General features: G+C 61.3%; 18 protein-coding genes. 8 read left to right on the top strand and 10 right to left on the bottom strand.

The window, feature by feature from the left end; genetic code table 11:
• Positions 1–171 precede the first annotated feature (171 nt).
• On the top strand, positions 172–1,389 hold the full coding sequence (locus tag GF111_RS13830) for a Tm-1-like ATP-binding domain-containing protein (protein ID WP_147190748.1): 1,218 nt from the start codon (positions 172–174) through the stop codon (positions 1,387–1,389).
• Between the two features lie 92 nt (positions 1,390–1,481).
• Here the strand turns inward: GF111_RS13830 and spy are convergent, their stop codons facing one another.
• A complete protein-coding gene (gene spy / locus GF111_RS13825; protein ID WP_038874659.1) occupies positions 1,482–1,970 on the bottom strand; it encodes an ATP-independent periplasmic protein-refolding chaperone Spy in 489 nt (162 codons plus the stop codon).
• A 535-nt stretch (positions 1,971–2,505) separates the two neighbouring features.
• Here spy and pdeR point away from each other — a divergent pair.
• Positions 2,506–4,500 carry a cyclic di-GMP phosphodiesterase gene (pdeR, locus tag GF111_RS13820; RefSeq protein ID WP_047729638.1) on the top strand — a complete coding sequence of 665 codons (1,995 nt, stop codon included), beginning with the start codon at positions 2,506–2,508 and terminating at the stop codon, positions 4,498–4,500.
• Positions 4,501–4,516: 16 nt separating this feature from the next.
• Here pdeR and GF111_RS13815 read toward each other — a convergent pair whose 3' ends face one another.
• Positions 4,517–5,383 carry a crotonase/enoyl-CoA hydratase family protein gene (locus tag GF111_RS13815; protein WP_038874666.1) on the bottom strand — a complete coding sequence of 289 codons (867 nt, stop codon included), beginning with the start codon at positions 5,381–5,383 and terminating at the stop codon, positions 4,517–4,519.
• A 342-nt stretch (positions 5,384–5,725) separates the two neighbouring features.
• Here GF111_RS13815 and yhjD point away from each other — a divergent pair, with 342 nt between their 5' ends.
• From yhjD to GF111_RS13800, 3 genes are all read left to right on the top strand, one after another.
• Complete coding sequence (gene yhjD, locus GF111_RS13810) at positions 5,726–6,745, top strand: inner membrane protein YhjD (RefSeq protein WP_038874670.1); 1,020 nt, start codon at positions 5,726–5,728, stop codon at positions 6,743–6,745.
• Between the two features lie 328 nt (positions 6,746–7,073).
• Positions 7,074–8,396, top strand: a complete 1,323-nt coding sequence (locus tag GF111_RS13805) for an MFS transporter (RefSeq protein ID WP_038874673.1) — start codon at positions 7,074–7,076, stop codon at positions 8,394–8,396.
• 101 nt (positions 8,397–8,497) lie between these two features.
• The gene (locus tag GF111_RS13800; protein ID WP_047729636.1) at positions 8,498–9,265 is read left to right on the top strand and encodes a CDP-diacylglycerol diphosphatase; all 768 of its coding nucleotides are present in this window, start codon (positions 8,498–8,500) and stop codon (positions 9,263–9,265) included.
• On the opposite strand, the gene GF111_RS13795 is transcribed toward GF111_RS13800, so the two are convergent.
• Together GF111_RS13795 and pdeH are read right to left on the bottom strand one after the other, a co-directional pair.
• Positions 9,266–11,305, bottom strand: a complete 2,040-nt coding sequence (locus GF111_RS13795) for an AsmA family protein (RefSeq protein ID WP_048232141.1) — start codon at positions 11,303–11,305, stop codon at positions 9,266–9,268.
• 90 nt (positions 11,306–11,395) lie between these two features.
• Positions 11,396–12,187 carry a cyclic-guanylate-specific phosphodiesterase gene (pdeH, locus tag GF111_RS13790; RefSeq protein ID WP_047729634.1) on the bottom strand — a complete coding sequence of 264 codons (792 nt, stop codon included), beginning with the start codon at positions 12,185–12,187 and terminating at the stop codon, positions 11,396–11,398.
• Positions 12,188–12,425: 238 nt separating this feature from the next.
• On the opposite strand from pdeH, the gene GF111_RS13785 reads away from it, so the two are divergent.
• Both GF111_RS13785 and GF111_RS13780 read left to right on the top strand, forming a co-directional pair.
• Positions 12,426–13,358: a sugar kinase gene (locus GF111_RS13785; protein ID WP_147190746.1), complete on the top strand. Its 933-nt coding sequence runs from the start codon at positions 12,426–12,428 to the stop codon at positions 13,356–13,358.
• 243 nt (positions 13,359–13,601) lie between these two features.
• Entirely contained in the window at positions 13,602–14,303 is a 702-nt protein-coding gene (locus GF111_RS13780) for a LuxR family transcriptional regulator (RefSeq protein WP_147190744.1), read from the top strand.
• Positions 14,304–14,350: 47 nt separating this feature from the next.
• On the opposite strand, the gene ilvC is transcribed toward GF111_RS13780, so the two are convergent.
• Entirely contained in the window at positions 14,351–15,826 is a 1,476-nt protein-coding gene (gene ilvC / locus GF111_RS13775) for a ketol-acid reductoisomerase (RefSeq protein ID WP_147190742.1), read from the bottom strand.
• A 168-nt stretch (positions 15,827–15,994) separates the two neighbouring features.
• Between ilvC and ilvY the strand changes: the two genes are divergently transcribed.
• Positions 15,995–16,885, top strand: coding sequence for an HTH-type transcriptional activator IlvY (gene ilvY / locus GF111_RS13770; RefSeq protein ID WP_033636409.1), 891 nt, complete (start codon positions 15,995–15,997; stop codon positions 16,883–16,885).
• An 8-nt stretch (positions 16,886–16,893) separates the two neighbouring features.
• Here the strand turns inward: ilvY and GF111_RS13765 are convergent, their stop codons facing one another.
• The 5 genes from GF111_RS13765 to GF111_RS13745 all read right to left on the bottom strand — a co-directional run bounded on the left by GF111_RS13765 (position 16,894) and on the right by GF111_RS13745 (position 22,607).
• Positions 16,894–17,595 (bottom strand): DUF2461 domain-containing protein, encoded by a 702-nt coding sequence (locus GF111_RS13765; RefSeq protein WP_038874696.1) that lies wholly within the window; start codon positions 17,593–17,595, stop codon positions 16,894–16,896.
• A gap of 21 nt (positions 17,596–17,616) precedes the next feature.
• On the bottom strand, positions 17,617–18,150 hold the full coding sequence (locus tag GF111_RS13760; RefSeq protein WP_147190740.1) for a hypothetical protein: 534 nt from the start codon (positions 18,148–18,150) through the stop codon (positions 17,617–17,619).
• Between the two features lie 53 nt (positions 18,151–18,203).
• Complete coding sequence (ilvA, locus tag GF111_RS13755) at positions 18,204–19,748, bottom strand: threonine ammonia-lyase, biosynthetic (RefSeq protein ID WP_038874699.1); 1,545 nt, start codon at positions 19,746–19,748, stop codon at positions 18,204–18,206.
• Positions 19,749–19,753: 5 nt separating this feature from the next.
• On the bottom strand, positions 19,754–21,604 hold the full coding sequence (ilvD, locus tag GF111_RS13750; protein ID WP_033649965.1) for a dihydroxy-acid dehydratase: 1,851 nt from the start codon (positions 21,602–21,604) through the stop codon (positions 19,754–19,756).
• A 76-nt stretch (positions 21,605–21,680) separates the two neighbouring features.
• Positions 21,681–22,607 carry a branched-chain amino acid transaminase gene (locus tag GF111_RS13745; protein WP_033636413.1) on the bottom strand — a complete coding sequence of 309 codons (927 nt, stop codon included), beginning with the start codon at positions 22,605–22,607 and terminating at the stop codon, positions 21,681–21,683.
• Positions 22,608–22,625 lie beyond the last annotated feature (18 nt).

Raw genomic sequence — 22,625 nt, 5'->3', positions numbered from 1 at the left:
AAAATGAGACAGAAGTCCCATTTTGCATCGCCTAACCCTTGCAAAAATGATACGGCCGTCTCATTATATAAATACATTAATTACTTTAACTTAATAGCCAGCACCAGGGTTCCAATAAAAATATAACATCATAATTTATAAATAAAAACTAGAAACACTCGGGAAAACCCCATGATTGATACTTCAAGTTTTTTCTATATTGCTACCACAGCAGATACCAAAGGACAAGAGTTGGAGTACGTACGGCGGCTGCTCGCTGCCCTGAATTTACCTACGCGAACCGTCGATCTCTCCACCCGTAGCCTGCCGTTTGATTCCCCCGCCGATATCAGCCCAGAGGACGTTGCCTGCCACCATCCGGCAGGCGCCGGCGCGGTCTTCTGCGCCAGCCGCGGCCAGGCGATCGCCGCCATGGCGACGGCTTTCGAACGCTTTATCCTGACGCGCCGCGATATTGCCGCCCTGCTTGGCCTGGGGGGCTCCGGTGGCACCGCCATCATCACGCCGGCCATGCAGCAGCTGCCGATCGGCCTGCCGAAAATAATGGTCTCAAGCATGGCGGCGGGTGACGTTTCCGCCTATGTCGGCGCCAGTGACATCAACATGCTGTATTCGGTCACCGATCTCGCCGGTCTGAACCGCATCTCGCGACGGGTGCTCGGCAACGCGGCGCGCCAGATAGCCGGGGCAGTACGCTTCGCCGCCATCGACTATCCCGACGACAAGCCCGCGATTGGCCTGACGATGTTTGGTGTCACCACGCCCTGCATTCAGGCGCTGGTTGCCGACCTTGAGCCGCAATGGGATTGCCTGACGTTTCACGCCACCGGCAGCGGCGGCAGAGCGCTGGAAAAACTGATCGATAGCCGCCAACTGCACGGCGCCATCGACTTGACCACCACCGAAGTGGCCGATTACCTGTTTGGCGGTGTGCTGCCCTGCAATGCAGATCGTTTCGGGGCCATCGCGCGTACCGGCATCCCTTGCGTGCTCTCCTGCGGCGCGATCGACATGATCAACTTCGGCGCGCCGAATACGGTGCCGGCTCGCTACGCCAACCGCCTGCGCCACCATCACAATCCGCAAGTGACGCTGGTGCGCACCAGCGCGCGGGAAAGCGCGTTAATCGGACGTTGGATGGGCGAAAAAATCAACGCCTGTACGGGCGAAGTGCGCTTCGTGATCCCGGCAGGGGGCGTATCGGCTCTGGATGCGCCGGGGCAACCGTTCTGGGATCCGGCGGCGCTGGCCGCCTTTACGCAAGCGCTGGAGGAGACGGTATACGCCACCGACAAACGCCGGCTGATAAAAACGCCTTATCATATTAACGACCCGCGCTTTGCACAGGCCGTTGCCGAACAGTTCCGGCACATTGTCGGCGGGGAATGATTATCACTCACTGCAGAACCTGCCGGTGATAACGCCAAATAAAAAAGGCCAGACAAATAGTCTGGCCCTTTTTTATTCACCGCGAGCGGATATTACTGACCGGAGGACATCTGCTCCTTCATTTTATTCATATGGTCCATCATCTTTTGCTCGCGTTTCTGATAATTCTCATTGTATTGTTTTTTCTGCTCAGGAGTCAGCAGGTTATACATTTTATTTTCCGCTTTGGCGCGTTCCAGCATGCGTTCGGATTGCGCTTTGCCCATCGCGTCAATTTGCGCTTTCGCCTTCGCTTCGTCAAAGCTGTCGGAAGCCACCAGATTATGCAGCGCCTGGCGTTCCTCTTTCATGCCCGGCCCGCGCTTCTGGTGCGACTCTTTCATGATATCGCGCATCTGCTGGCGCTGCTGTTCGGTCAGGTTCAGCCCAGCGAACGGGCCGCCTTTGCCTTCACCCTTGTGATGCATCATTTTCATCGGCGCCGCATCCGGTGCCGGTGCCGTCGTGTCTGCAGCGAACGCCGCAGAAGCAGAACCCAGAGCCAGCGTGGAAGCAATAAATAAAGCCGTCAATTTACGCATAATCATTTCCTTAAAAGTTTTTCTTCATCAGGAGCGCTGTACGTTAACAGGCTCATTCGTCGTCGGAGATAATAATAGGCTGATAAAATTCAAGTAATGCGAGGGTGTGTAAACTTTTTAAAACCCGTCTCGGATTTATTCACCAATTATGAGAGAACTATGAAGATGGCGTTTATTTGATGGAAATTTTAATTTCCCGGTAAAAATCCCCCCGGTGGAGTTATTTTTCCGCTTTCCCCTCACCGCTATAATTTACTCGCCTCCACGGCAACCTTGCATCAACCGTTTTCCGATAGCGGGGAGGTCGGTACAAACATCACAGGATCCGATGTTCTCCTACACTTTAAGACAACCGGCCGCCGGGTGACGTTTACACCGCAAAACTAATCATTGCTTATATAATAGTTTCCATCACCCGCCTCGCCTGTGAAAACCTGTTATATGATGCACAGATGCGCACGGCGACCACTTTCGGGCCAACAGGCTGCCCCGGAGCTGTGCTGACCGGCCGCCCGTGCTCTTTTGAGGAATCATCATGCCCGCAGACCAAGGCCCTGAGCTTCTTAACGCCCACTTCGGCACCCAAAGCCCCCACTGGCGGCTGGCGTTTGACAGCAATGCCCTGGAGCTGTCCGCCGTTAAGGGCAAAGCCCACGTCGCGGTGGCGCTCAGCGCCATGGAAGCGGCGAAAATCCGCCGCCTGACCGGCGTCACCGCCAGCCTTGAACTGACCATTACGCTCGCCGGAGAGCCGCTGCATCTGCATCTGGTGGGGCGCCGCGTCAATAACCTCGAATGGGCGGGCACCGCTTCCGCCTTCAGCGACACCCTATCCGTGGCGCGCGATCTGGTGCACGGCCTCTCCTTCGCCGAGCAGGTGGTGTCCGAAGCCAACTCGGTGATCGTGATCGTCGATCAGCACGGCCGCATCCAACGCTTCAACCGGCTGAGCGAGGAGTACACCGGGCTGCGCGAACACGAAGTGATCGGCAAAAACGTTTTCCAGCTGTTTATGAGCCCGGAAGAAGCCGCCGCTTCGCGGCGCAACATCGCCGGCTTCTTCCGCAACGGCTCGTCCTATGAGGTGGAACGCTGGGTAAAAACGGTCAAGGGCGAACGGCTGTTCCTGTTCCGCAATAAGTTCGTGCACAGCGGCAGCGGCAAGAACGAGGTGTATCTTATCTGCTCCGGTACCGACATCACCGAAGAACGCCGTGCGCAGGAGCGGCTGCGGGTGCTGGCCAACACCGATCTCATCACCGGCCTACCGAACCGTAACGCGATCCAGGACAAGATCAATCACGCCATCGCCACGCGCGGCGAAGAGAGTTTCGGCCTGGTCTACCTCGATCTCGACAACTTCAAGAAGGTCAACGACGCCTACGGCCATATGTTCGGCGATCGGCTGCTGGTCGAGGTCGCGCTGGCGATCCTCGGCTGCCTGAGCCCGGACCAGGTGCTCGCCCGCCTCGGCGGCGACGAATTCTTGGTGCTGGCGCCGCAAACCGATCGCGAGCGCCTGCAAACGCTGGCGCAGCGCATCATCGACAGGCTGAAAACCCCTTTCCGTATCGGCCTGATTGAGGTGTATACCGGCTGTTCGATCGGCATCGCGCTGTGCCCGGAGCACGGCAACGATCTCGACAGCCTGATCCGCAGCGCCGATACCGCCATGTACGTCGCCAAGGAGCACGGCAAACGCACCTATACCGTCTTCTCGCCGGAGATGAACAAGCGCGTCGCCGAATACATGTGGCTGGACACCAATCTGCGCAAAGGCCTGGAGCAAAATCAGCTGGTGCTGTATTACCAGCCGAAAATCGACGCGCGCAGCGGTGAAGTGCACAGCGTGGAAGCGCTGGTGCGCTGGGATTCCCCGGAGCGCGGCCTGATTCCGCCGCTGCAGTTCATCTCCTACGCCGAGGAGTCCGGCCTGATCGGCCCGCTGGGGCAATGGGTATTGCAGACCGCCGCCGGCCAGGCGGCGCAGTGGCAAGAGCAGGGATTGAATCTGCGGGTGGCGGTCAACCTCTCCGCCCGGCAGCTGGCCGACGACAGCATCGTCAACGACCTGCTCGGGGTGCTGCGCCGTCACCGCATGGCCCCTTGTCTGTTGGACTTCGAGTTGACCGAAAGCAGCCTGATTGAAGACGAGAATCGCGCACGCGCGCTGATCACCCGGCTGCGCGAACTGGGCGCGCAGGTGCATCTCGACGACTTCGGCACCGGCTATTCGTCGCTGGCGCAGCTGGCGCGTATTCCGCTGGACGCCATCAAGCTGGATAAAAGCTTCGTGCGCGGGGTGAATTTCAACCCGGTATCGCAATCGTTGGTGCGCGCGATCGTTGCGGCGGCGGAGGCGTTGGCGTTCCGGGTGATCGCCGAAGGGGTGGAGACCGAGAGCGAAAACCACTTCCTCGACGAGGTCGGCGTGGACGAAAAACAGGGCTTTCTGTTTGCGCGGCCAATGCTCCCGGAACAGCTGGAGCATTGGCTGCAGTCCTACCGCCCGCACTCACCCTCCGCGTGAGGCGGGCGCGTTAACGTTAGCCGGCACGACGCAGGTTCAGGGTATGGCGATCCTGCAACATCACCAGCCGCTCGATGTAGGCGCGGTCTTTTTCCTCAATGGTAAAGGCCGAGTGCACCCAGTCTTCGGTAATGTCCATCAGCTCGGAACGCGTCAGCTGCAACACGCGCTGGCGCGCCCGCAGCATGGCGCGCATGCCGTTGAGCTTCGGCCGGATGGTATCGATGAAGGTGCGCGTCGCCATATAGGCGTCGCCGGGCTGGAACAGCTGGTCTACCAGCCCTCGGCTCTCGAACCACTCTGCGGTGTGCGACTCGCCGCCCCAAATCAGCTCCTCGGCCAAGCGCATGCCCGCCTTGCGCGCCACCAGCGAGTAACCGCCCATACCGGGAAACAGGTTGAACGCGATCTCCGGAAACCCCATGCGCGCGTTGTTCTGCGCCAGCACGAAATGGTGCGCCAGCGCCGCTTCAAAACCGCCGCCCAGCGCGCTGCCTTCGACCATCGCAATGCTGACCGCGCCGGTGTCGAAACCGCGCGCCGCCGCATGTACGCAGTCGATGCAGGCGCGCGCGTAGGCCATCATCGCCTCGCGCTTGCGGTTTTTGATCGCTTCGGCGAAGAACTGCAGATCGCCGCCGACGTTGAACATGTTCGGCACCAGCGAGCCGGTGACCCAGAAATCGAACCGCAGCGAAGACTCCTTCGCCGCCTGCGCCAGCGTCATGATGTCTTCGATCAGCGCCTGGTTAAAGCAGGGGCGCGGCGCAGCGCGCAGCAACATCCACATGATGTGTCGCCCCTCTTCATAGTAGGCGGACAGCTGCGACAAATTGCCCGCTTCGGTAAACGGACGACAGGTGGGGTGATTAAGCAATTTCATAAGACCTTCCAGTTTTTCTGTTGATGACGGATGAGACCGTTCCAGCCCCTACGGCTGCAGCGGAGCGGCGGACAGCAAAAGCGCGACGCCACATCATGAGTAAACGCTTTCTCGCCGACGAAACAGATAAAAATTGGAGGTAGGGAAGTGAAAAAAACCGAGGCGCCACGGGGTTTTCATAGGAATTTTACCTATCGGCCCCTCCCCGGCATTTCATGCCGGGCGCTAACGCGCTAAGCTCGGAAAATGACCGTTTGCCGCCCCGGCGTTCAAAACGCTGCGGGGCTTTGGCTATAATCAACGCTGAAACATGCCGTTTAACGTTAAGGAAATCGTGAAGTAATGCCTACAGGACCAGACCAGGAACGCCACCAGCCCGCACAAGACACGCCGCCGAAGCCGCTTATCGCCATCAAGACCGGCCATGAGACCCTCGACCGCCGCATCGGTGGTTTTTCACGTCTGATTGAACGCATCAAAGCCTGGCCAAGCGTGGCGCACCTGCTGCGCGCCGCCGAACGCTTTAACGATCGGCTGGGTAGCCAGTTCGGCGCCGCGATTACCTATTTTTCATTCCTCTCGCTGATCCCGGTCCTGATGGTGTCGTTTGCCGCCGCCGGCTTCGTGCTGGCCTCCAACCCGGATCTGCTGGCCCGTTTGATCAACCGCATCGTCGGCAGCATCAGCGATCCGACGCTGGCCAGCACGCTGAAGAACACCGTCAACACCGCCATTCAACAGCGCACCACCGTGGGATTGACCGGCCTGGCGCTGGCGCTCTATTCCGGCATCAGCTGGATGGGCAACCTGCGCGAGGCGATCCGCGCGCAGTCGCGCGATGTCTGGGAGCGCAATCCGCAGGATCAGGAGAAAATCTACTTCAAATACACCCGCGACTTCATCTCGCTGACCGGCCTGGTGGTCGCGCTGATCATTACGCTGTCGCTGACCTCGGTCGCCGGGTCGGCGCAGGCGGCGATCGTCAATGCGCTGGGGCTGGGCGGCATCGAATGGCTGCGGCCGGCGCTGACGCTGATCGCGCTGTCGATCTCGATTTTCGCCAACTATCTGCTGTTCCTGTGGATTTTCTGGATGCTGCCGCGCCACAAACCGAAGAAAAAAGCGCTGCTGCGCGGCACCTTGCTCGCCGCCATCGGCTTTGAGGTGATCAAGTTCGTGATGACCATGACGCTGCCGCAGGTGGCGAAGTCGCCTTCCGGCGCGGCCTTCGGATCGGTGATCGGGCTGATGGCGTTCTTCTACTTCTTCGCCCGTTTGACGCTGTTTTGCGCCGCCTGGATCGCCACCGCCGACTACAAAGGCGACAAAGCGTTGCCGGAACGCGAACCTCCGGCGCGCTGAAGCCATGCGATCGTGCCGGTGTTATCGCACACACCGGCACTTTCCTCTACATACCAACTAAAAAACCAGTCAATACGTCTAAATAACGCGGCTTGTGATCCGAAAAACCAGCATAACAAACTGCCCACTCACTTTTCTTTGCCGCTTTTACAGCCATTCCCTCTGCACGAAAGCCCTTTCTCAACGTTTAACGCTGCAGAAAACAAGCCAGATAAAACATTAGTCTTTTTAACCGGTTAGTGGGGCCATTGTCCAAAGTTCCCGCGTTGAAAAGGCAGAATGCTGTCACTAAGATGGATTTTTACCCCTTCCAACAATAAGAAATATTATGCAAGCCACCATCGCACCCCCACTCGACGCCGACGACGCGTCCACACCGGTGAACTCCCGCGGGAAAGTCATCGTCGCCTCACTGGTCGGTACCGCCATCGAGTTCTTCGACTTCTACATCTATGCCACCGCCGCGGTGATCGTGTTTCCACATATCTTCTTCCCACAGGGCGACCCGACCACCGCGACGCTGCAATCGCTGGCCACCTTCGCCGTCGCCTTTGTCGCGCGCCCTATCGGCTCTGCGCTGTTCGGCCACTTCGGCGATCGCGTGGGGCGCAAGGTCACGCTGGTCGCCTCGCTGCTGACTATGGGGATTTCCACCGTGCTGATCGGCCTGCTGCCGAGCTATGAAACCATCGGCATCTTCGCCCCTATTCTGCTGGCGCTGGCGCGCTTCGGGCAGGGCCTGGGGCTGGGTGGTGAATGGGGCGGCGCCGCCCTGCTGGCGACGGAGAACGCACCGGCCAAAAAGCGCGCGCTGTACGGCTCCTTCCCCCAGCTGGGCGCGCCGATCGGCTTCTTCTTCGCCAACGGCACCTTCCTGCTGCTCTCCTGGCTGCTGAGCGACCAGCAGTTTATGGAATGGGGCTGGCGCGTGCCGTTCATCCTCTCCGCCGCGCTGGTGCTGATTGGCCTGTACGTTCGGGTGTCGCTGCATGAAACGCCGGTGTTCGCCAAAGTGGCCAAGGCCGGCAAACAGGTGAAAGTGCCGCTCGGCACGCTGCTGAGCAAGCATCTGAAAGCGACCATACTCGGCACTTTCATCATGCTGGCGACCTACACGCTGTTTTATCTGATGACGGTGTATTCGATGACCTACGGCACCACGCCGCAGCCGTTGGGGCTCGGCTACTCCCGCAACAGCTTCCTGTGGATGTTGATGGTGGCGGTGATCGGTTTCGGCGTGATGGTACCGATCGCCGGCCTGCTGGCGGACGCGTTCGGCCGCCGCAAGACCATGATCGCCATTACCCTGCTGATGATCGGATTCGCGTTCCTGTTCCCGACCCTGCTGGGTTCCGGCAACCAGGCGCTGGTGATGGGCTTCCTGCTGTGCGGCCTGAGCATCATGGGGCTGACCTTTGGCCCCATGGGCGCGCTGCTGCCGGAGCTGTTCCCGACCGAAGTGCGCTATACCGGCGCATCGTTCTCCTACAACGTCGCGTCTATTCTCGGCGCATCCGTGGCGCCTTATATCGCCACCTGGCTGGCGGCCCACTACGGGCTGTTCTACGTCGGCATGTACCTGGCGGCGATGGCCGGGCTGACGCTGTTGGCCCTGCTGCTGATGAAAGAAACCCGCCACCAGTCGCTGTGATCCCCTACGGCCCCCTCACTGCGGGGGGCCGCACGCGTTGTTCGTTTCCTGTCATAAAACCGGGCTATGCTGGACGTTTCTCTCGGTAACAGGATTGGCCGATGTCTCTGCGTCGTGGGGTATTTGTCTGCGTTGCGCTGCTGGCGGCTCTCGCCATCGCGCTCTATTACGGGTTGAAGCCCGACCATCCCGATGCGCTGTGGCGCATCGTTAGCCAGCAATGTCTGCCCAATCAGCAGGCGCATGACAACCCGGCACCCTGCGCGCAGGTGGATGTGCCTGCCGGCTTCGTGGTGTTTAAGGATCGCAACGGGCCGCTGCAATATCTGCTGATGCCCAGCGCCAAAATCACCGGGATAGAAAGCCCGGCGGTGCTGGACGCCGCCACGCCGAATTTCTTCGCCCAGGCCTGGCGCGCGCGCCACGTGATGGCGGAACGCTATGGCAAACCGATCGACGACGGCGATATTTCACTGGCGATCAACTCGGAATATGGCCGCACGCAAAACCAGCTGCATATTCATATCTCCTGCCTGTTGCCGGCGGTAAAACAGCGGCTGGCGCAGATCGGCCCCGATTTTATCGAGCAATGGCAACCGCTGCCCGGCGGCCTGTTGGGGCATGACTATCTGGGGCGGCGGGTGACCCCTGCCGAGCTTGAACAGCAGGGCGCCTTTCGTCTGTTGGCTTCCGGCCTGCCGCGCGCCGACGGGCGCATGGGCAGCTTCGGCCTGGCGATGACCGCGCTGCCGGACGGCGATTTCCTGCTGCTGGCGACCGAGCGCAGCCTGCTGCCGTTCACCCTGGCCTCGGCGGAAGAGATCCAGGATCACGACTGCCGGCTGCTCTCACCGCCGCCGCGCGCCTGATTACTTTTTACCTTTCATCTCCCGCAGGATCTGCCCGCACTGGTTTTCCTCGCCGCCTTCACTGGGCGAGACCAGCGCCAGCAGCGCCGCCGCCGGCGTCAGCACCGCCCCCAACGCCACCGCCGCCGCGCCGCGCGCGATCAGCGGCCCGGCTTTCACCCCAGCGTCGGGGTGCTTGAAGGTGCCTTTCACGTACAGCGGCGAGCGCAGAGTCAGCACGCGCATCCCCTTGCTTTCCGGATCGATGGACAAATCCAGCCGTTCGGTGGCGAGGTTGGTGTTGCCGGTAATGTTGATCACCGCGTTCTCGGTGTCGAACACGAACAGCCGCGGCGCGGCGACGCCGCTGCGGATGCCGACGTCCGCCGCGGCGCAGTTGATGCCCACCACGTCGTCGCCGAACAGCTGCGCCACCAAATAGTTGCCGACGTTCAGGCCGAGGATCTCCATCAGGCTACGGCTGATCACCCCGTTATTGATCAACAGGCGCAGGTCGCCGTTGCTGGTCGCCAGCAGCTCGGCCACCGAATTGCCGCTGCCCGTCAGCCTGGCGTCGCCGTTCATCTGCCCGAGGCTGCGCTTCATCGCCGCTACGTTCGGCAACAGCTGTTTGAGCTGGAGTTTGCGCGCATGCATATCCACCTGGCCGCGCATCGGCTTTTTGCCGCCGTCGAGGCGCACCACGGCGTTCAGGCTGCCGCCCGCCATGCCGAAGCGCAGCGGATCCAGACGCAACTCGCCATTGTTCAGCTTCAGGTGCGTGGCCAGATCGCTCAGCGGTAAATCGCTGCCGCGTTCGATGCGCGCGGCGGCAAACTTCACGTCCGCATCCATCTTGCGCCAGCTTTGCGTATCGAACTGTGCGACCGGCAGCACCTTATCCGCCGGTTGGCGGCTCTTCTCGCCGCGCCCGGCTTTGGCGGCGTTGGAATCCGCGCCGATCAACGGCGCCAGATCCGCCAACCTCAGCTGCCGGGAGTTCACCGCGCCGTTCAGCGTCGGCCGCGGCTTACCGGCAACGTATTTCAAGTCGCCGTGAATGTCGCTGTCGCCGATTTTGCCGTCGAACTTCTGATATTCGAACACGGCGCCGCCCGGCTGATGCAGGCGGGCTATCAGATGGCCATCGGTCGCATACGGCGGCGTGTTCGGCAGCAGCACGCCGGTCAGGCCATAGAGGTCACCCAGGCTTTCGCCGGAAAATTTCAGCTGCACGTCCAGGCCGCCGAGGTTCAGCGGATCGGACAAGGTGCCCGCCACCGCAACCCGGGTGCTGCCGGAACGCACGTCGGCCTGCAGCGGGAACGGCAGATCGGCGCTCTGCAGTGACAGCATGCCGCCGATCTTGCCGCTGCCGCTCAGCGGTTCGCCGTTATATTTGCCCTTGACCTGCCAACCGAAAACGTAGTCGGGGGTAGCGGCCTTGCCGCCGCTCTGTTTGCCGGTCACTTCACTGAACGGCAGCGGTTTGCCGAGCGGATCGATAACGGCGCGGAAATCCGCCTTCAGGGCGGCGTCTTTAAAGGCGATCTGTCCCTTGTCGAACACGATGTCGTGAACGGTGAACGACCAGGCGGAAGGCGGTTGCTGCGGATCCTGGCCAGCGGCCAGATCAAACGTCCAGTTGTTGTCGCCGTTGGCCAGGCGTTCCAACGACGCATTCGGCTGCTTGAGCCAGATGCGCGGGATCAGCAGTTCTTTCCTCAGCAGCGCCAGCGGTGCGATGCTGGCGTCGACGCGCTGCAGCGTCACCATGCTGTCGCCGGGCATGTTTTTCGGGTTACCCAGCCACACGTCTTCAGCGTGAATATGCGGCCAAGGCACCCAGGCGCGCCAGCCGCCCTCATCCCGGTTACGCGACCAGTCGACGCCCAGATCGCCGCGGATGGCGAACGGCCGCCGCAGTTCGGCCGACACCTTGTCGTTGATGGTGGGTTTGAGTCGATTCCAATCGAAGGTAGCGATGAAGATCGCCAGCGCGACGATCGCCAGCAGCACAATGCCGCCCAGCCAGCTGAAAACCTTTCCTGTTCTTGTCATAGGGCTCCCTCAGCACATAAACCGGGCTGCCGAATGAAAGGAAAAAGAATGAGCAGCCCCGTTTAAGCCTAGCTGAGGATAGGCCGGAGTTCACGCCGGCGCGCCGGGCGCGGCGAACAGTGTCGGTACGCTGTGCAGAGTTTCAAAGCACGCCGGGCGGGAAAGATAGTAGCCCTGCGCGGCCAACGCGCCGGAACGCTGCACCAGCCGCCACTCCTGCTCGGTTTCCACGCCTTCGACGATCACCCCGTCGCTGTGCTGGTTCATCATCTTGATCAGGGTGCCGAGCAGCTGTACGCCCTCTTCCGACTGTTTGAGCAAGGTGAACAACTCGCGCGCCACCTTGATATATTGATAGCGCCAGGCGCCGACGGCGGAGAAGTTGGCCAGCCCGCTGCCGAAATCGTCCAGCCACAGCCGTTCGCCGCCGACGATCTGCTGCAACGGGTGGTTTGACGCCGTTTCGGCGTGCTCCACCAGCTCGAAGCGCAGATAGGGCATCTCGGCGATCTGGCGTTGCAGCTCGCTATGGCGCTGCAACGCTTGCAGCGCGATGCCGTCGATATTGACCGACACCATCACCGCGTGGCGAATGAACAATGCCTGCCAGCGCTGCAACAGCGCCAGCTGTTCCTGGATCACCCGCAAACGCTGGGCAACGCCGAGCGAGGCGAAATACTGTTCCGGGGATTGCCGTTTGTCCGGCTCATTCGGGTGATATACCGCCGTCAGCAGTTCCACCGCCAGCAGCGCGCCGCTGGTGCGATAAATCGGCTGGAAGGTATACAAGCGCCGGCATTGCCGCCAGTAGCGCCGCGATTTGGCGCAGGCATAGAGGGCAAAACAGGGCGCCAGCAGACCCGAGATCAGGTTGGTTATCATCGGTACTATCGCCGTGGCGGAGAAGTGAGAGCGCTGCCGCTGTTTGTTTACCCAGCTTATCGGCCGCACCGCGTAAAACTTTAAGCATGAATTGCCGCGCGCTTTCCTCTTCGCCCTGTTGGCATGGGCCGATCGCGATCATAAAAAATTAAAACACTGTTTTAATTTATTGACTCCCTCACCGCCTTGCGTGGAGACTGGCGGCTGTTGCTTCTTCTTTAGCCAGGGCTTATTGACGATGACTATCCGAAATCTCGCCGTGATCGGCGAATGCATGATCGAGCTGTCGCAGCAGAGCGCGCAGCTAACGCGCGGCTTTGGCGGCGATACCCTCAACACCGCCGTCTACCTCGCTCGCCAAATGCCGGAACAGGCGCTGCAGGTGCATTACGTCACCGCGCTCGGCACCGACAGCTTCAGCGGCGAAATGCTGCAGGCCTGGCGGCAGGAGAAGATCGAGACCGGGCTGATTCAGCAGTTGGAAAACAAACTGCCGGGCCTGTACGTGATCGAAACCGACGCCGCCGGCGAACGCACCTTCTACTACTGGCGCAATGACGCCGCCGCCCGGTATTGGCTTGCGGGCCCCCAGGCCGAGGCGCTGTGCGCCCGGCTGGCGCAGTTCGATTACCTGTATCTCAGCGGCATTAGCCTGGCGATCCTCGCGCCCGCCGACCGCACGAAGCTGCTGGCGCTGCTGCGCCGCTGCCGCGCCAACGGCGGCCAGGTTATCTTCGACAACAACTACCGCCCGCGCCTGTGGCAAAGCCGTGAGGAAACTCAGCTAGCCTACCGCGAGGTGCTGACCTGCACCGACATCGCCTTCCTGACGCTGGATGACGAAGCGTTGCTGTGGGGCACGCAGCCGGTTGAACAGGTGGTGGCACGCACGCAGGCGCTCGGCGTCGGCGAGATCGTTATCAAACGCGGCGCGGATGCCTGTTTGGTGTTCAGCGTGGGGGGAGAGCGACTTGAGGTACCGGCGATCGCGCTGCCGCCGGAGCGCGTAGTGGATACCACCGCCGCGGGCGACTCTTTCAGCGCCGGTTATCTGGCGGAACGCCTGAGCGGCGGCAGCGCCCAGCAGGCGGCGCTGCGCGGCCACCGGCTTGCCGCGACGGTGATCCAACATCGCGGCGCCATCATTCCCGCAACGGCAATGCCCGCATAGCCAATAAGGCGGCGGCGAGGTTACCCCACCGCCCGCACAATAGTTCCCAGAAACATTGATCAGAGGATGATTGAAAGAATTTCCCTGGCGTTGGCTTATTTCCGCCCAGAGCTGCTAAGCTCGGGTCTTGGCATTGCCGCCTTTTTGAATTTATTAGCCGAGTATAAATTTCAATCCGCCGCACTGACTAGCTGGACTTTGGTGCAGGTCGGGCTGAGCCGCCGAACGACAGGGAGGTTACCGATGGCCGTCGCATTCGCCAACGCCGTCGCCGCAAGACTGCATCTTGACGGCCGACTGCACGCCTTCAGCCAATTCAAATACGCTTATTTGACCTTCAACAAACACCGTCCCGATCGCCATCTGCTGGTCTCGAGCTACCCGCAAGAATGGCTGGACATCTACAGCGCCAATCGCTATCAGCGCATCGATCCCGTCGTGCGCGCCGCCCATAGTCGCTGCGCGCCCTTCATGTGGCACGACACCCCCGTCACCACCGAGGATCGGCATTACCGGAAGATCTTCAGCCAGGCGCGGGAATACGACATCGTGCACGGCTGCAGCTTTGTTTTGCACGATCACGACAACAACCTGGCGATCTTGTCGATCAGCGCCACGGCGGCCGATGACGCCGAGCTGCGGCAGCTGATGGAAGACGAGAGGGCCAGCCTGCAGATGGTATTGGTCGATACCCACCAGCACGCTCTGGCCTTGGCCAGCGCCGAGGCGAGCCAGGCAGACCGGCTCTCGCCGCGCGAAGGGGAAATCCTCTACTGGGCCAGCCAGGGCAAAACCTACCACGAGATCGCGCTGATCCTGGGGATCAAAACCGGTACGGTGAAGTTTCACATCGGCAATGTGGTGCGTAAGCTGGGGGTCGCCAACGCCAAACACGCGATCCGGCGCTGCCTTGAACGGCAGCTGCTCGCGCCGCCGGAGGCATAAAAAAACCGGCATCACAGCCGGCTTTGTGTTCTTTACCTTGCGGAAAATCAGCCCGCAACGGCGATGCGTTTCATGTCGGTCATGTAGCCACGCAGTTTGCGACCGACGGTTTCGATTGGGTGGCTGCGCACCGCTTCGTTCACGTCGCGCAGCTGCGCGTTGTCCACCGCCGTACCCGCCGCGGCTTTGCCCAAATCGCCCGCCTGCAGGGTGGTCATGAAGTCCTTCAGCAGCGGCACCGCCGCGTTGGCGAACAGGTAGTTGCCGTACTCTGCGGTATCGGAGATAACCACGTTCATTTCATACAGACGTTTGCGCGCAATGGTGTTGGCGATCAGCGGCAGCTCGTGCAGCGACTCGTAGTAAGCCGACTCTTCTATGATGCCGGCATCGACCATGGTTTCGAACGCCAGCTCAACGCCCGCTTTCACCATCGCCACCATCAGCACGCCGTGATCGAAGTACTCTTGCTCGCTGATTTTGCCTTCAAACTGCGGCGCATTCTCGAATGCGGTTTTGCCGGTCTCTTCGCGCCAGGTCAGCAGTTTCACGTCGTCTTCCGCCCAGTCGGCCATCATGCCGCTGGAGAACGCGCCGGAGATGATGTCGTCCATGTGCTTCTGGAACAGCGGCGCCATGATGGTTTTCAGCTGTTCGGACAGCGCATAGGCGCGCAGCTTGGCCGGGTTGGACAGGCGATCCATCATCAGGGTGATGCCGCCCTGCTTCAGCGCTTCGGTGATGGTTTCCCAGCCGAACTGAATCAGTTTCTCGGCGTAAGCCGGATCGGTGCCCTCAGCAACCAGCTTGTCGAAGCACAGCAGCGAACCCGCCTGCAGCATGCCGCACAGAATGGTCTGCTCGCCCATCAGGTCGGATTTCACTTCGGCAACGAAGGAAGACTCCAGCACGCCGGCGCGGTGGCCGCCGGTCGCCGCCGCCCAGGCCTTGGCGATCGCAATGCCTTCGCCTTTCGGATCGTTTTCCGGGTGAACCGCAATCAGGGTCGGCACGCCGAAGCCGCGCTTGTACTCTTCACGCACTTCGGTGCCCGGGCATTTCGGCGCGACCATCACCACGGTGATGTCTTTACGCACCTGCTCACCCACTTCAACGATGTTGAAGCCGTGGGAGTAACCCAGCGCCGCGCCGTCTTTCATCAGCGGCTGCACCGCGCGCACCACGGAAGAGTGCTGCTTGTCCGGCGTCAGGTTGACCACCAGATCCGCCTGCGGGATCAGGTCTTCGTAGGTGCCGACCTTAAAACCGTTTTCGGTCGCCTTGCGCCAGGAAGCGCGCTTCTCGTCGATCGCTTCTTTGCGCAGGGCATAGGCGACGTCCAGGCCGGAGTCACGCATGTTCAGCCCCTGGTTCAGCCCCTGGGCGCCACAGCCGACAATCACCACTTTTTTACCTTTCAGGTAGCCGGCTTCGTCAGCAAATTCGTCGCGCGCCATAAAGCGGCATTTACCCAATTGCGCCAACTGCTGACGCAGGTTCAATGTGTTGAAATAGTTAGCCATGGTGGTACTCCGGTTTGATGTTGTCTTGCATTGTTATTTTCATTCCCCGCCCTGTCTGTGCGGAGATTCGTTAAACTCAATGTATAACAGGAAATGCGTTGCTTAAATTGATATATTGAGAACGTGATATTGCAATTTATGCAACACTCTCACTGCGAGCGTATCGATATGGATTTACGTGATTTAAAGCTGTTCCTGCATTTGGCCGAAAGCCATCACTTCGGGCGCACCGCCAAGGCGATGCACGTCAGCCCGTCGACGCTCTCCCGCCAGATCCAGCGGCTGGAAGAGATCCTCGGGCAGCCGCTGTTTCTGCGCGACAACCGTACCGTGCAGCTGACCGACGCCGGCGAACAGCTGAAAGAATTCGCCCAGCAAACGCTGCTGCAGTATCAGCAGCTGAAGCACTCGCTCGGCCAGCACGGCCCTTCGCTGAGCGGCGAACTGCGGCTGTTCTGTTCGGTGACCGCGGCGTACAGCCACCTGCCGCCGATCCTCGATCGCTTCCGCGCGCAGCACCCGCTGGTCGAGATTAAGCTGACCACCGGCGACGCCGCCGACGCGGTCGACAAAGTGCAATCCAACGAGGCCGATCTCGGCATCGCCGGCCGGCCGGAAACGTTGCCCGCCAGCGTGGCGTTCACCAAAATCGGCGAAATCCCGCTGGTGCTGATCGCGCCGGCGCTACCCTGTGCGGTGCGCAGCCAGGCATTCGCCGACAGGCCCGACTGGGCCGAGATCCCGTTCATCCTGCCGGAGCACGGCCCGTCGCGAAAACGCATCGAGCTGTGGTTCCGCCGCCACCGCATCAGCAATCCGCTGATTTACGCCACCGTCGGCGGCCACGAAGCCATCGTGTCGATGGTCGCGTTGGGCTGCGGCATCGCGCTGATCCCGAGCGTGGTGGTGGACAACAGCCCGGAGCCGGTACGCAACCGCATCTCGCAGCTGGATAACATCTCGATGGTCGAACCGTTCGAGCTGGGGGTCTGCGTCCAGAAAAAGCGCCTCAGCGATCCGCTGATCGACGCCTTTTGGCGCTTGCTGCATCCCCGCTGACGCGAGATTTACAGATCCGCCGGATCGATCTGCTTCATCGTCTCTACCTGCATCAGCCAGTGGTAGAGCGGCTCAAGCTGCAAAAATGCCCCGGCCAGCAGCGGCACCAGATCGGCGCTGAACAGCTTTTCCACTTCGCTGTCGGTCACCATCACCGCAAACGACTTGCGGTTGTACCAGGTGGCGATCTCCGCCGCCTGTTCCTTCACCAGCGGACGCTTGTAGCTCTCACCCACCAGCTCGAACGGCGGCCGGCAGCAGGCGGCCACCTCAAGGAAAGGCTGCGGCCGCTGCCTCAGCGTATGGCGGAACAGATCCATGGTCGGCTTATTGGCGCTGTAGTAGCCGAGCCCATAGCGCAGCATGTCCGGCCCCAGTTCGAAAAAGTAGACCGGCGCGTCTTTCCAGTCTTTGCTCGGACGCTTGAACGTCAGCCACATGCGGCTGCGGTAGCGCGATTTGTCATGAGAAAAGCGCGTGTCGCGATGAATGCGCGACAGCGTTTTGCCGATCGCCGGGCGAGTCTCGAACTGCGGGTCGATCGCCAACATGCCGGGAGCCAGCTGCTCCACCAGCGCGCGAAACGGCGCCAGCAGCTCGCGATCGTAGATATCGCGGTTGCCGTCGAACCACGCCTTATCGTTCTCGATCCGCACCTGCTGCAGGAAATTCAGCCCCTGCTGGCTAAAGCCGGAGAAGGGTTGCGTCATAAGTTTTTCCGTTCTGACGGTTTATCGGGTGTTGCGCAGATCTTCCCTCTGCCAACGGCGTTTGATAAACACGCGCCGACGCGTGCGAAAGTAAGCGACACAGAGAGAGAACACCGCCCGGTTGCTGAATAGTGCACCGCCAACCACGCCCCCCAGCAGCATGGCGACGGTGGCGATGCCGGTCATCTCCGACGCCCACGCCGCCGCGGCGCCAAGGCAAAATAGGCCGAGCATGCCAAGGTAATATTGCAACAATACCACCCCGCTGTTTTTACCCTGCACCAGTTGGAACAGGTTCAACGTCATCCACACCGCCACGATCGCGCCGCTGCCCATGAGAACGGCGGCGGAAGTCTTGCCGCTCCAGGCGGCAGCCACGTCCGTGGCCAGGCCCATCACGCCCGCCAGCCCCAACGTCAGGCATACCATCAGCAACATGACATTGCCGACGCCCGGCGGCAACAGCCGCTGGCCCGGCGTCAGGAAATGCTGCTCGAGCTGCGCATCCACGCCGGCGAACAGTGCGCGATCGCGCGCCGCGATTTGGCGTTCCATCTCCCGGCCCTGCGTCAATAAGCGGGCCAGCCGGCCGGGTAAACGCACCGGGCTCACCCCTGCAAAAAGAAGCGGAACGCCGGGTTGTCGGTTTCGTCGTGGCAATCGTAGCCCAGCGCCTGCAGGTGCCGCTCGAATTCCGGCTCGGTTTGCGCCAGTTCGAAGGCCGCCAGCACCCGGCCGAAGTCGGTGCCGTGGCTGCGATAGTGGAACAGCGAAATGTTCCAGTGCGTGCCCAGCGTCTGCAGGAATTTCAGCAGCGCGCCCGGCGACTCCGGAAACTCAAAGCTGTACAGCCGTTCGCGCAGCGGCTTCGACGGACGCCCACCCACCATGTACCGCACGTGAAGTTTGGCCATCTCGTCGTCCGACAGATCCACCACCTGATAACCGTCGGCATTGAGCTCGTCGATGATTTCCCGCCGTTCGGCGTGGCCACGCGTCAGACGCACGCCGACGAAAATGCAGGCGTTGTCGGCATCGGCGTAGCGGTAGTTGAATTCGGTCACCGAGCGGCCGCCCAGCAGTTGGCAGAACTTGAGGAAGCTGCCCTGCTGTTCCGGAATGGTCACCGCCAGCAGCGCTTCGCGCTGTTCGCCCAGTTCGCAGCGTTCGGAAACGTAGCGCAGCCCATGGAAGTTGAGGTTGGCGCCAGACAGCACGTGCGCCAGACGCTCGCCCTGAATGTTGTGCTGCTGAACGTACTTTTTCAGCCCCGCCAGCGCCAGCGCGCCGGAAGGTTCGGCAATGGCACGCACGTCCTCGAACAGATCTTTGACCGCTGCGCAAATGGCGTCGCTGTCCACAGTGATTACGTCGTCCAGATATTCACGGCACAGGCGGAAGGTTTCGTCGCCGATACGCTTCACCGCCACGCCTTCGGCGAACAACCCGACGCGCGCCAGATCCACCGGCTGGCCGGCATCCAGCGCCGCGCGCAGGCAGGCGGAGTCTTCCGCTTCGACGCCGATCACTTTGATCTGCGGCATCAGCTGCTTGATCAGCACCGCCACCCCGGCGGCCAGGCCGCCGCCGCCGACCGGCACGAAGACCCGATCCAGATGCGCGTCTTGCTGCAGCAACTCCATCGCCAACGTGCCCTGCCCGGCAATCACCGTCGGATGATCGAACGGCGGCACGAAGGTCATGCCCTGCTGCTGGGAAAGCTCGATCGCCTTCGCTTTGGCCTCGTCGAAATTGGCGCCGTGCAGCAGCACTTCGCCGCCGAAACCGCGCACCGCATCCACTTTGATGTCCGCGGTGGACACCGGCATCACGATCAGCGTTTTGATGCCCAGCCGTTTACCGGAGAAGGCTACGCCCTGCGCGTGGTTGCCGGCCGAAGCCGTTACGACGCCGCGCGCCTTCTGCTCCTCGTCCAGCCCGGCGATCATCGCATAGGCCCCGCGCAGCTTGAAGCTGTGCACCGGCTGGCGATCTTCGCGCTTCACCAAAATGGTGTTGCCGAGGCGCGAAGAAATTTTGCTCATGGCCTGTAACGGGGTGACCTGCGCCACCTCGTAGACCGGCGAGCGCAGTACCGCTCGCAGATATTCCGCGCCGCAGGGGGCGCTGGGTAGGGGTTGAGAGACCGCCATGCTGCTTATCCCCCCAGTTTGCTCTTGTCGCGTACCGCGCCTTTGTCGGCGCTGGTGGCCAACGAGGCGTAGGCGCGCAGCGCGAAGGATACCTGACGCTCACGGTTTTTCGGCGTCCAGGCCGCGTCGCCGCGCGCCAGTTCCGCTTCATGCCGCGCCGCCAGTTCCTGCTCGCTGACGTCCAGCTGGATGCCGCGATGAGGAATGTCGATCGCGATCATGTCGCCGTCCTGCACCAGGGCGATCAGGCCGCCGTTGGCCGCCTCCGGCGAGGCGTGGCCGATGGACAGCCCGGAGGTGCCGCCGGAGAAACGCCCGTCGGTAATCAGCGCGCACGCCTTGCCCAGCCCCATCGACTTCAGGTAGGTGGTCGGATAGAGCATTTCCTGCATGCCCGGCCCGCCTTTCGGCCCTTCGTAACGGATAACGACCACGTCGCCCGCCACCACTTTGCCGCCGAGGATCGCTTCTACCGCATCATCCTGGCTTTCATACACTTTGGCCGGGCCGCGGAAGGTGAGGATTTCCTTGTCTACGCCGGCGGTTTTGACGATACAGCCGTTTTCCGCCAGGTTGCCGTACAGCACCGCCAACCCGCCGTCCTGGCTGTAGGCGTGCTCACGGGTGCGGATGCAGCCTTCCTTGCGGTCGGTGTCCAGCGAATCCCAGCGGCAGTCCTGAGAGAATGCCTGCGTGGTGCGGATACCGGCCGGCCCGGCGGAGTACATTTTCTTGACGCTTTCGTCGCGGGTCAGCATCACGTCGTAGGCTTCCAACGTCTGCGGCAGGGTCAGCCCCAGCACGTTGTTCACCTCGCGGTTCAGCAAGCCGGCGCGATCCAGCTCACCGAGGATACCGATTACGCCGCCGGCGCGGTGCACGTCTTCCATATGGTATTTCTGCGTGCTCGGCGCCACCTTGCACAGATGCGGCACTTTGCGCGACAGGCGATCGATGTCTTCCATGGTGAAGTCCACCTCACCTTCCTGCGCCGAAGCCAGCAGGTGCAGCACGGTGTTGGTCGAGCCACCCATGGCGATGTCCAGCGTCATGGCGTTCTCAAACGCCGCCTTGTTGGCGATATTGCGCGGCAGCGCGCTCTCGTCGTCCTGCTCGTAATAGCGTTTGGTCAGCTCGACGATGCGCTTGCCGGCGTTGAGGAACAGCGCTTTGCGATCGGCGTGAGTGGCCAGCAGCGAGCCGTTGCCCGGCTGCGACAGGCCCAGCGCCTCAGTCAGGCAGTTCATCGAGTTGGCGGTGAACATGCCGGAGCAGGAACCGCAGGTCGGGCAGGCGGAACGCTCGATCTGCTCGCTGTCGGCGTCGCTGACGTTCGGGTTCGCTCCCTGGATCATCGCATCCACCAGATCCAGCTTGATGATCTGGTTGGAGAGTTTGGTCTTGCCGGCTTCCATCGGGCCGCCGGAGACGAAGATCACCGGGATATTCAGGCGCAACGCCGCCATCAGCATGCCCGGGGTGATCTTGTCGCAGTTGGAGATGCACACCATCGCGTCGGCGCAGTGGGCGTTCACCATGTATTCGACCGAGTCGGCGATCAGCTCGCGCGACGGCAGGGAATAGAGCATGCCGCCGTGGCCCATGGCGATGCCGTCATCCACCGCGATGGTGTTGAACTCTTTGGCCACGCCGCCGGAGGCTTCGATCTGTTCGGCGACCAGTTTGCCCAGATCGCGCAGATGCACGTGGCCCGGCACGAACTGGGTAAAGGAGTTGACCACGGCGATGATCGGCTTGCCGAAATCGGCGTCGGTCATCCCGGTCGCGCGCCACAATGCGCGGGCACCCGCCATATTGCGGCCATGAGTGGTGGTGGCGGAACGGTACTTAGGCATGCTCTTTTCACTCCAAATGTATTTATGACAGGCGGCGAACGAACCGCCTGGATATTCTTATCTGTCTGTCTTGTCGTTACGGATTTACCGGATCCAGCCAGCCGTATTTGTCTTCTGTCTTGCCGCTGAACAGGCCGAAGAACGCCTGTTGGATCTGTTTGGTCACCGGGCCGCATTTGCCGATGCCGACCTGAATGCCGTCCACGCTGCGTACCGGCGTGATTTCCGCCGCGGTGCCGGACATGAACACTTCGTCGGCCAGGTACAGCGATTCGCGCGACAGCACCTGCTCACGCACTTCAAAGCCCATGTCTTTCGCCAGCTTGATGATCGCGTCGCGGGTGATGCCCGGCAGCGCCGAAGAGGTGAACGGCGGGGTGTAAATCACGCCGTCTTTCACTTCAAACAGGTTCTCGCCCGCCCCTTCGGAAATGTAGCCGTGCACGTCGAGCGCGATGCCTTCCTGATAGCCGTGGCGACGCGCTTCGCTGCCCACCAGCAGGGAGGAAAGATAGTTGCCGCCGGCCTTGGCCGCAGTGGGGATCGTGTTTGGTGCGACGCGGTGCCAGGAGGAGACCATCGCATCGATGCCTTGATCCAGCGCTTCTTCACCCAGATAAGCGCCCCAAGGAAACGCCGCGATAATCACGTCCGTTTTGTAACCGGCCGGCGGGTTGACGCCCATGCCGACATCGCCGACGAACACCAGCGGGCGGATGTACGCGCTGACCAGGTTGTTCTTGCGCAGCGTGGCGCGGCAGGCTTCCATCAGCTCGTCGACGCTTTGCGAAACCGGCATGCGGTAGATTTTCGCCGAGTCATGCAGGCGCTGCATATGCTCGCGATGGCGAAACACCACCGGCCCCAAGTGCGAGTCGTAGCAGCGCACGCCTTCAAATACCGACGTGCCGTAATGCAGCGCGTGCGACATCACGTGCACTTTGGCCTCGGCCCAGGGAACCATCTCACCATTGAACCAAATGTAATCGGCTTTCTTTGTCATTGTTATTTATCCTTCTCG

It is taken from the genome of Serratia sp. HRI, from assembly GCF_010119335.3.
Classification (GTDB): domain Bacteria; phylum Pseudomonadota; class Gammaproteobacteria; order Enterobacterales; family Enterobacteriaceae; genus Serratia; species Serratia nevei.
The sequence above is the reverse complement of the archived record's forward strand: the minus strand, read 5'-3'. Positions and strand labels throughout refer to the sequence as shown.

Coding starts and splice junctions, on each gene's coding strand:
- GF111_RS13780 (WP_147190744.1), top strand. CDS start 13,602: ATGGCCGTCGCATTCGCCAACGCCGTCGCCGCAAGACTGCATCTTGAC.
- GF111_RS13795 (WP_048232141.1), bottom strand. CDS start 11,305: ATGACAAGAACAGGAAAGGTTTTCAGCTGGCTGGGCGGCATTGTGCTG.
- ilvD (WP_033649965.1), bottom strand. CDS start 21,604: ATGCCTAAGTACCGTTCCGCCACCACCACTCATGGCCGCAATATGGCG.
- pdeH (WP_047729634.1), bottom strand. CDS start 12,187: ATGATAACCAACCTGATCTCGGGTCTGCTGGCGCCCTGTTTTGCCCTC.
- GF111_RS13815 (WP_038874666.1), bottom strand. CDS start 5,383: ATGAAATTGCTTAATCACCCCACCTGTCGTCCGTTTACCGAAGCGGGC.
- GF111_RS13745 (WP_033636413.1), bottom strand. CDS start 22,607: ATGACAAAGAAAGCCGATTACATTTGGTTCAATGGTGAGATGGTTCCC.
- spy (WP_038874659.1), bottom strand. CDS start 1,970: ATGCGTAAATTGACGGCTTTATTTATTGCTTCCACGCTGGCTCTGGGT.
- GF111_RS13800 (WP_047729636.1), top strand. CDS start 8,498: ATGTCTCTGCGTCGTGGGGTATTTGTCTGCGTTGCGCTGCTGGCGGCT.
- ilvY (WP_033636409.1), top strand. CDS start 15,995: ATGGATTTACGTGATTTAAAGCTGTTCCTGCATTTGGCCGAAAGCCAT.
- GF111_RS13785 (WP_147190746.1), top strand. CDS start 12,426: ATGACTATCCGAAATCTCGCCGTGATCGGCGAATGCATGATCGAGCTG.
- ilvC (WP_147190742.1), bottom strand. CDS start 15,826: ATGGCTAACTATTTCAACACATTGAACCTGCGTCAGCAGTTGGCGCAA.
- GF111_RS13760 (WP_147190740.1), bottom strand. CDS start 18,150: ATGGAACGCCAAATCGCGGCGCGCGATCGCGCACTGTTCGCCGGCGTG.
- pdeR (WP_047729638.1), top strand. CDS start 2,506: ATGCCCGCAGACCAAGGCCCTGAGCTTCTTAACGCCCACTTCGGCACC.
- GF111_RS13830 (WP_147190748.1), top strand. CDS start 172: ATGATTGATACTTCAAGTTTTTTCTATATTGCTACCACAGCAGATACC.
- GF111_RS13765 (WP_038874696.1), bottom strand. CDS start 17,595: ATGACGCAACCCTTCTCCGGCTTTAGCCAGCAGGGGCTGAATTTCCTG.
- yhjD (WP_038874670.1), top strand. CDS start 5,726: ATGCCTACAGGACCAGACCAGGAACGCCACCAGCCCGCACAAGACACG.
- GF111_RS13805 (WP_038874673.1), top strand. CDS start 7,074: ATGCAAGCCACCATCGCACCCCCACTCGACGCCGACGACGCGTCCACA.
- ilvA (WP_038874699.1), bottom strand. CDS start 19,748: ATGGCGGTCTCTCAACCCCTACCCAGCGCCCCCTGCGGCGCGGAATAT.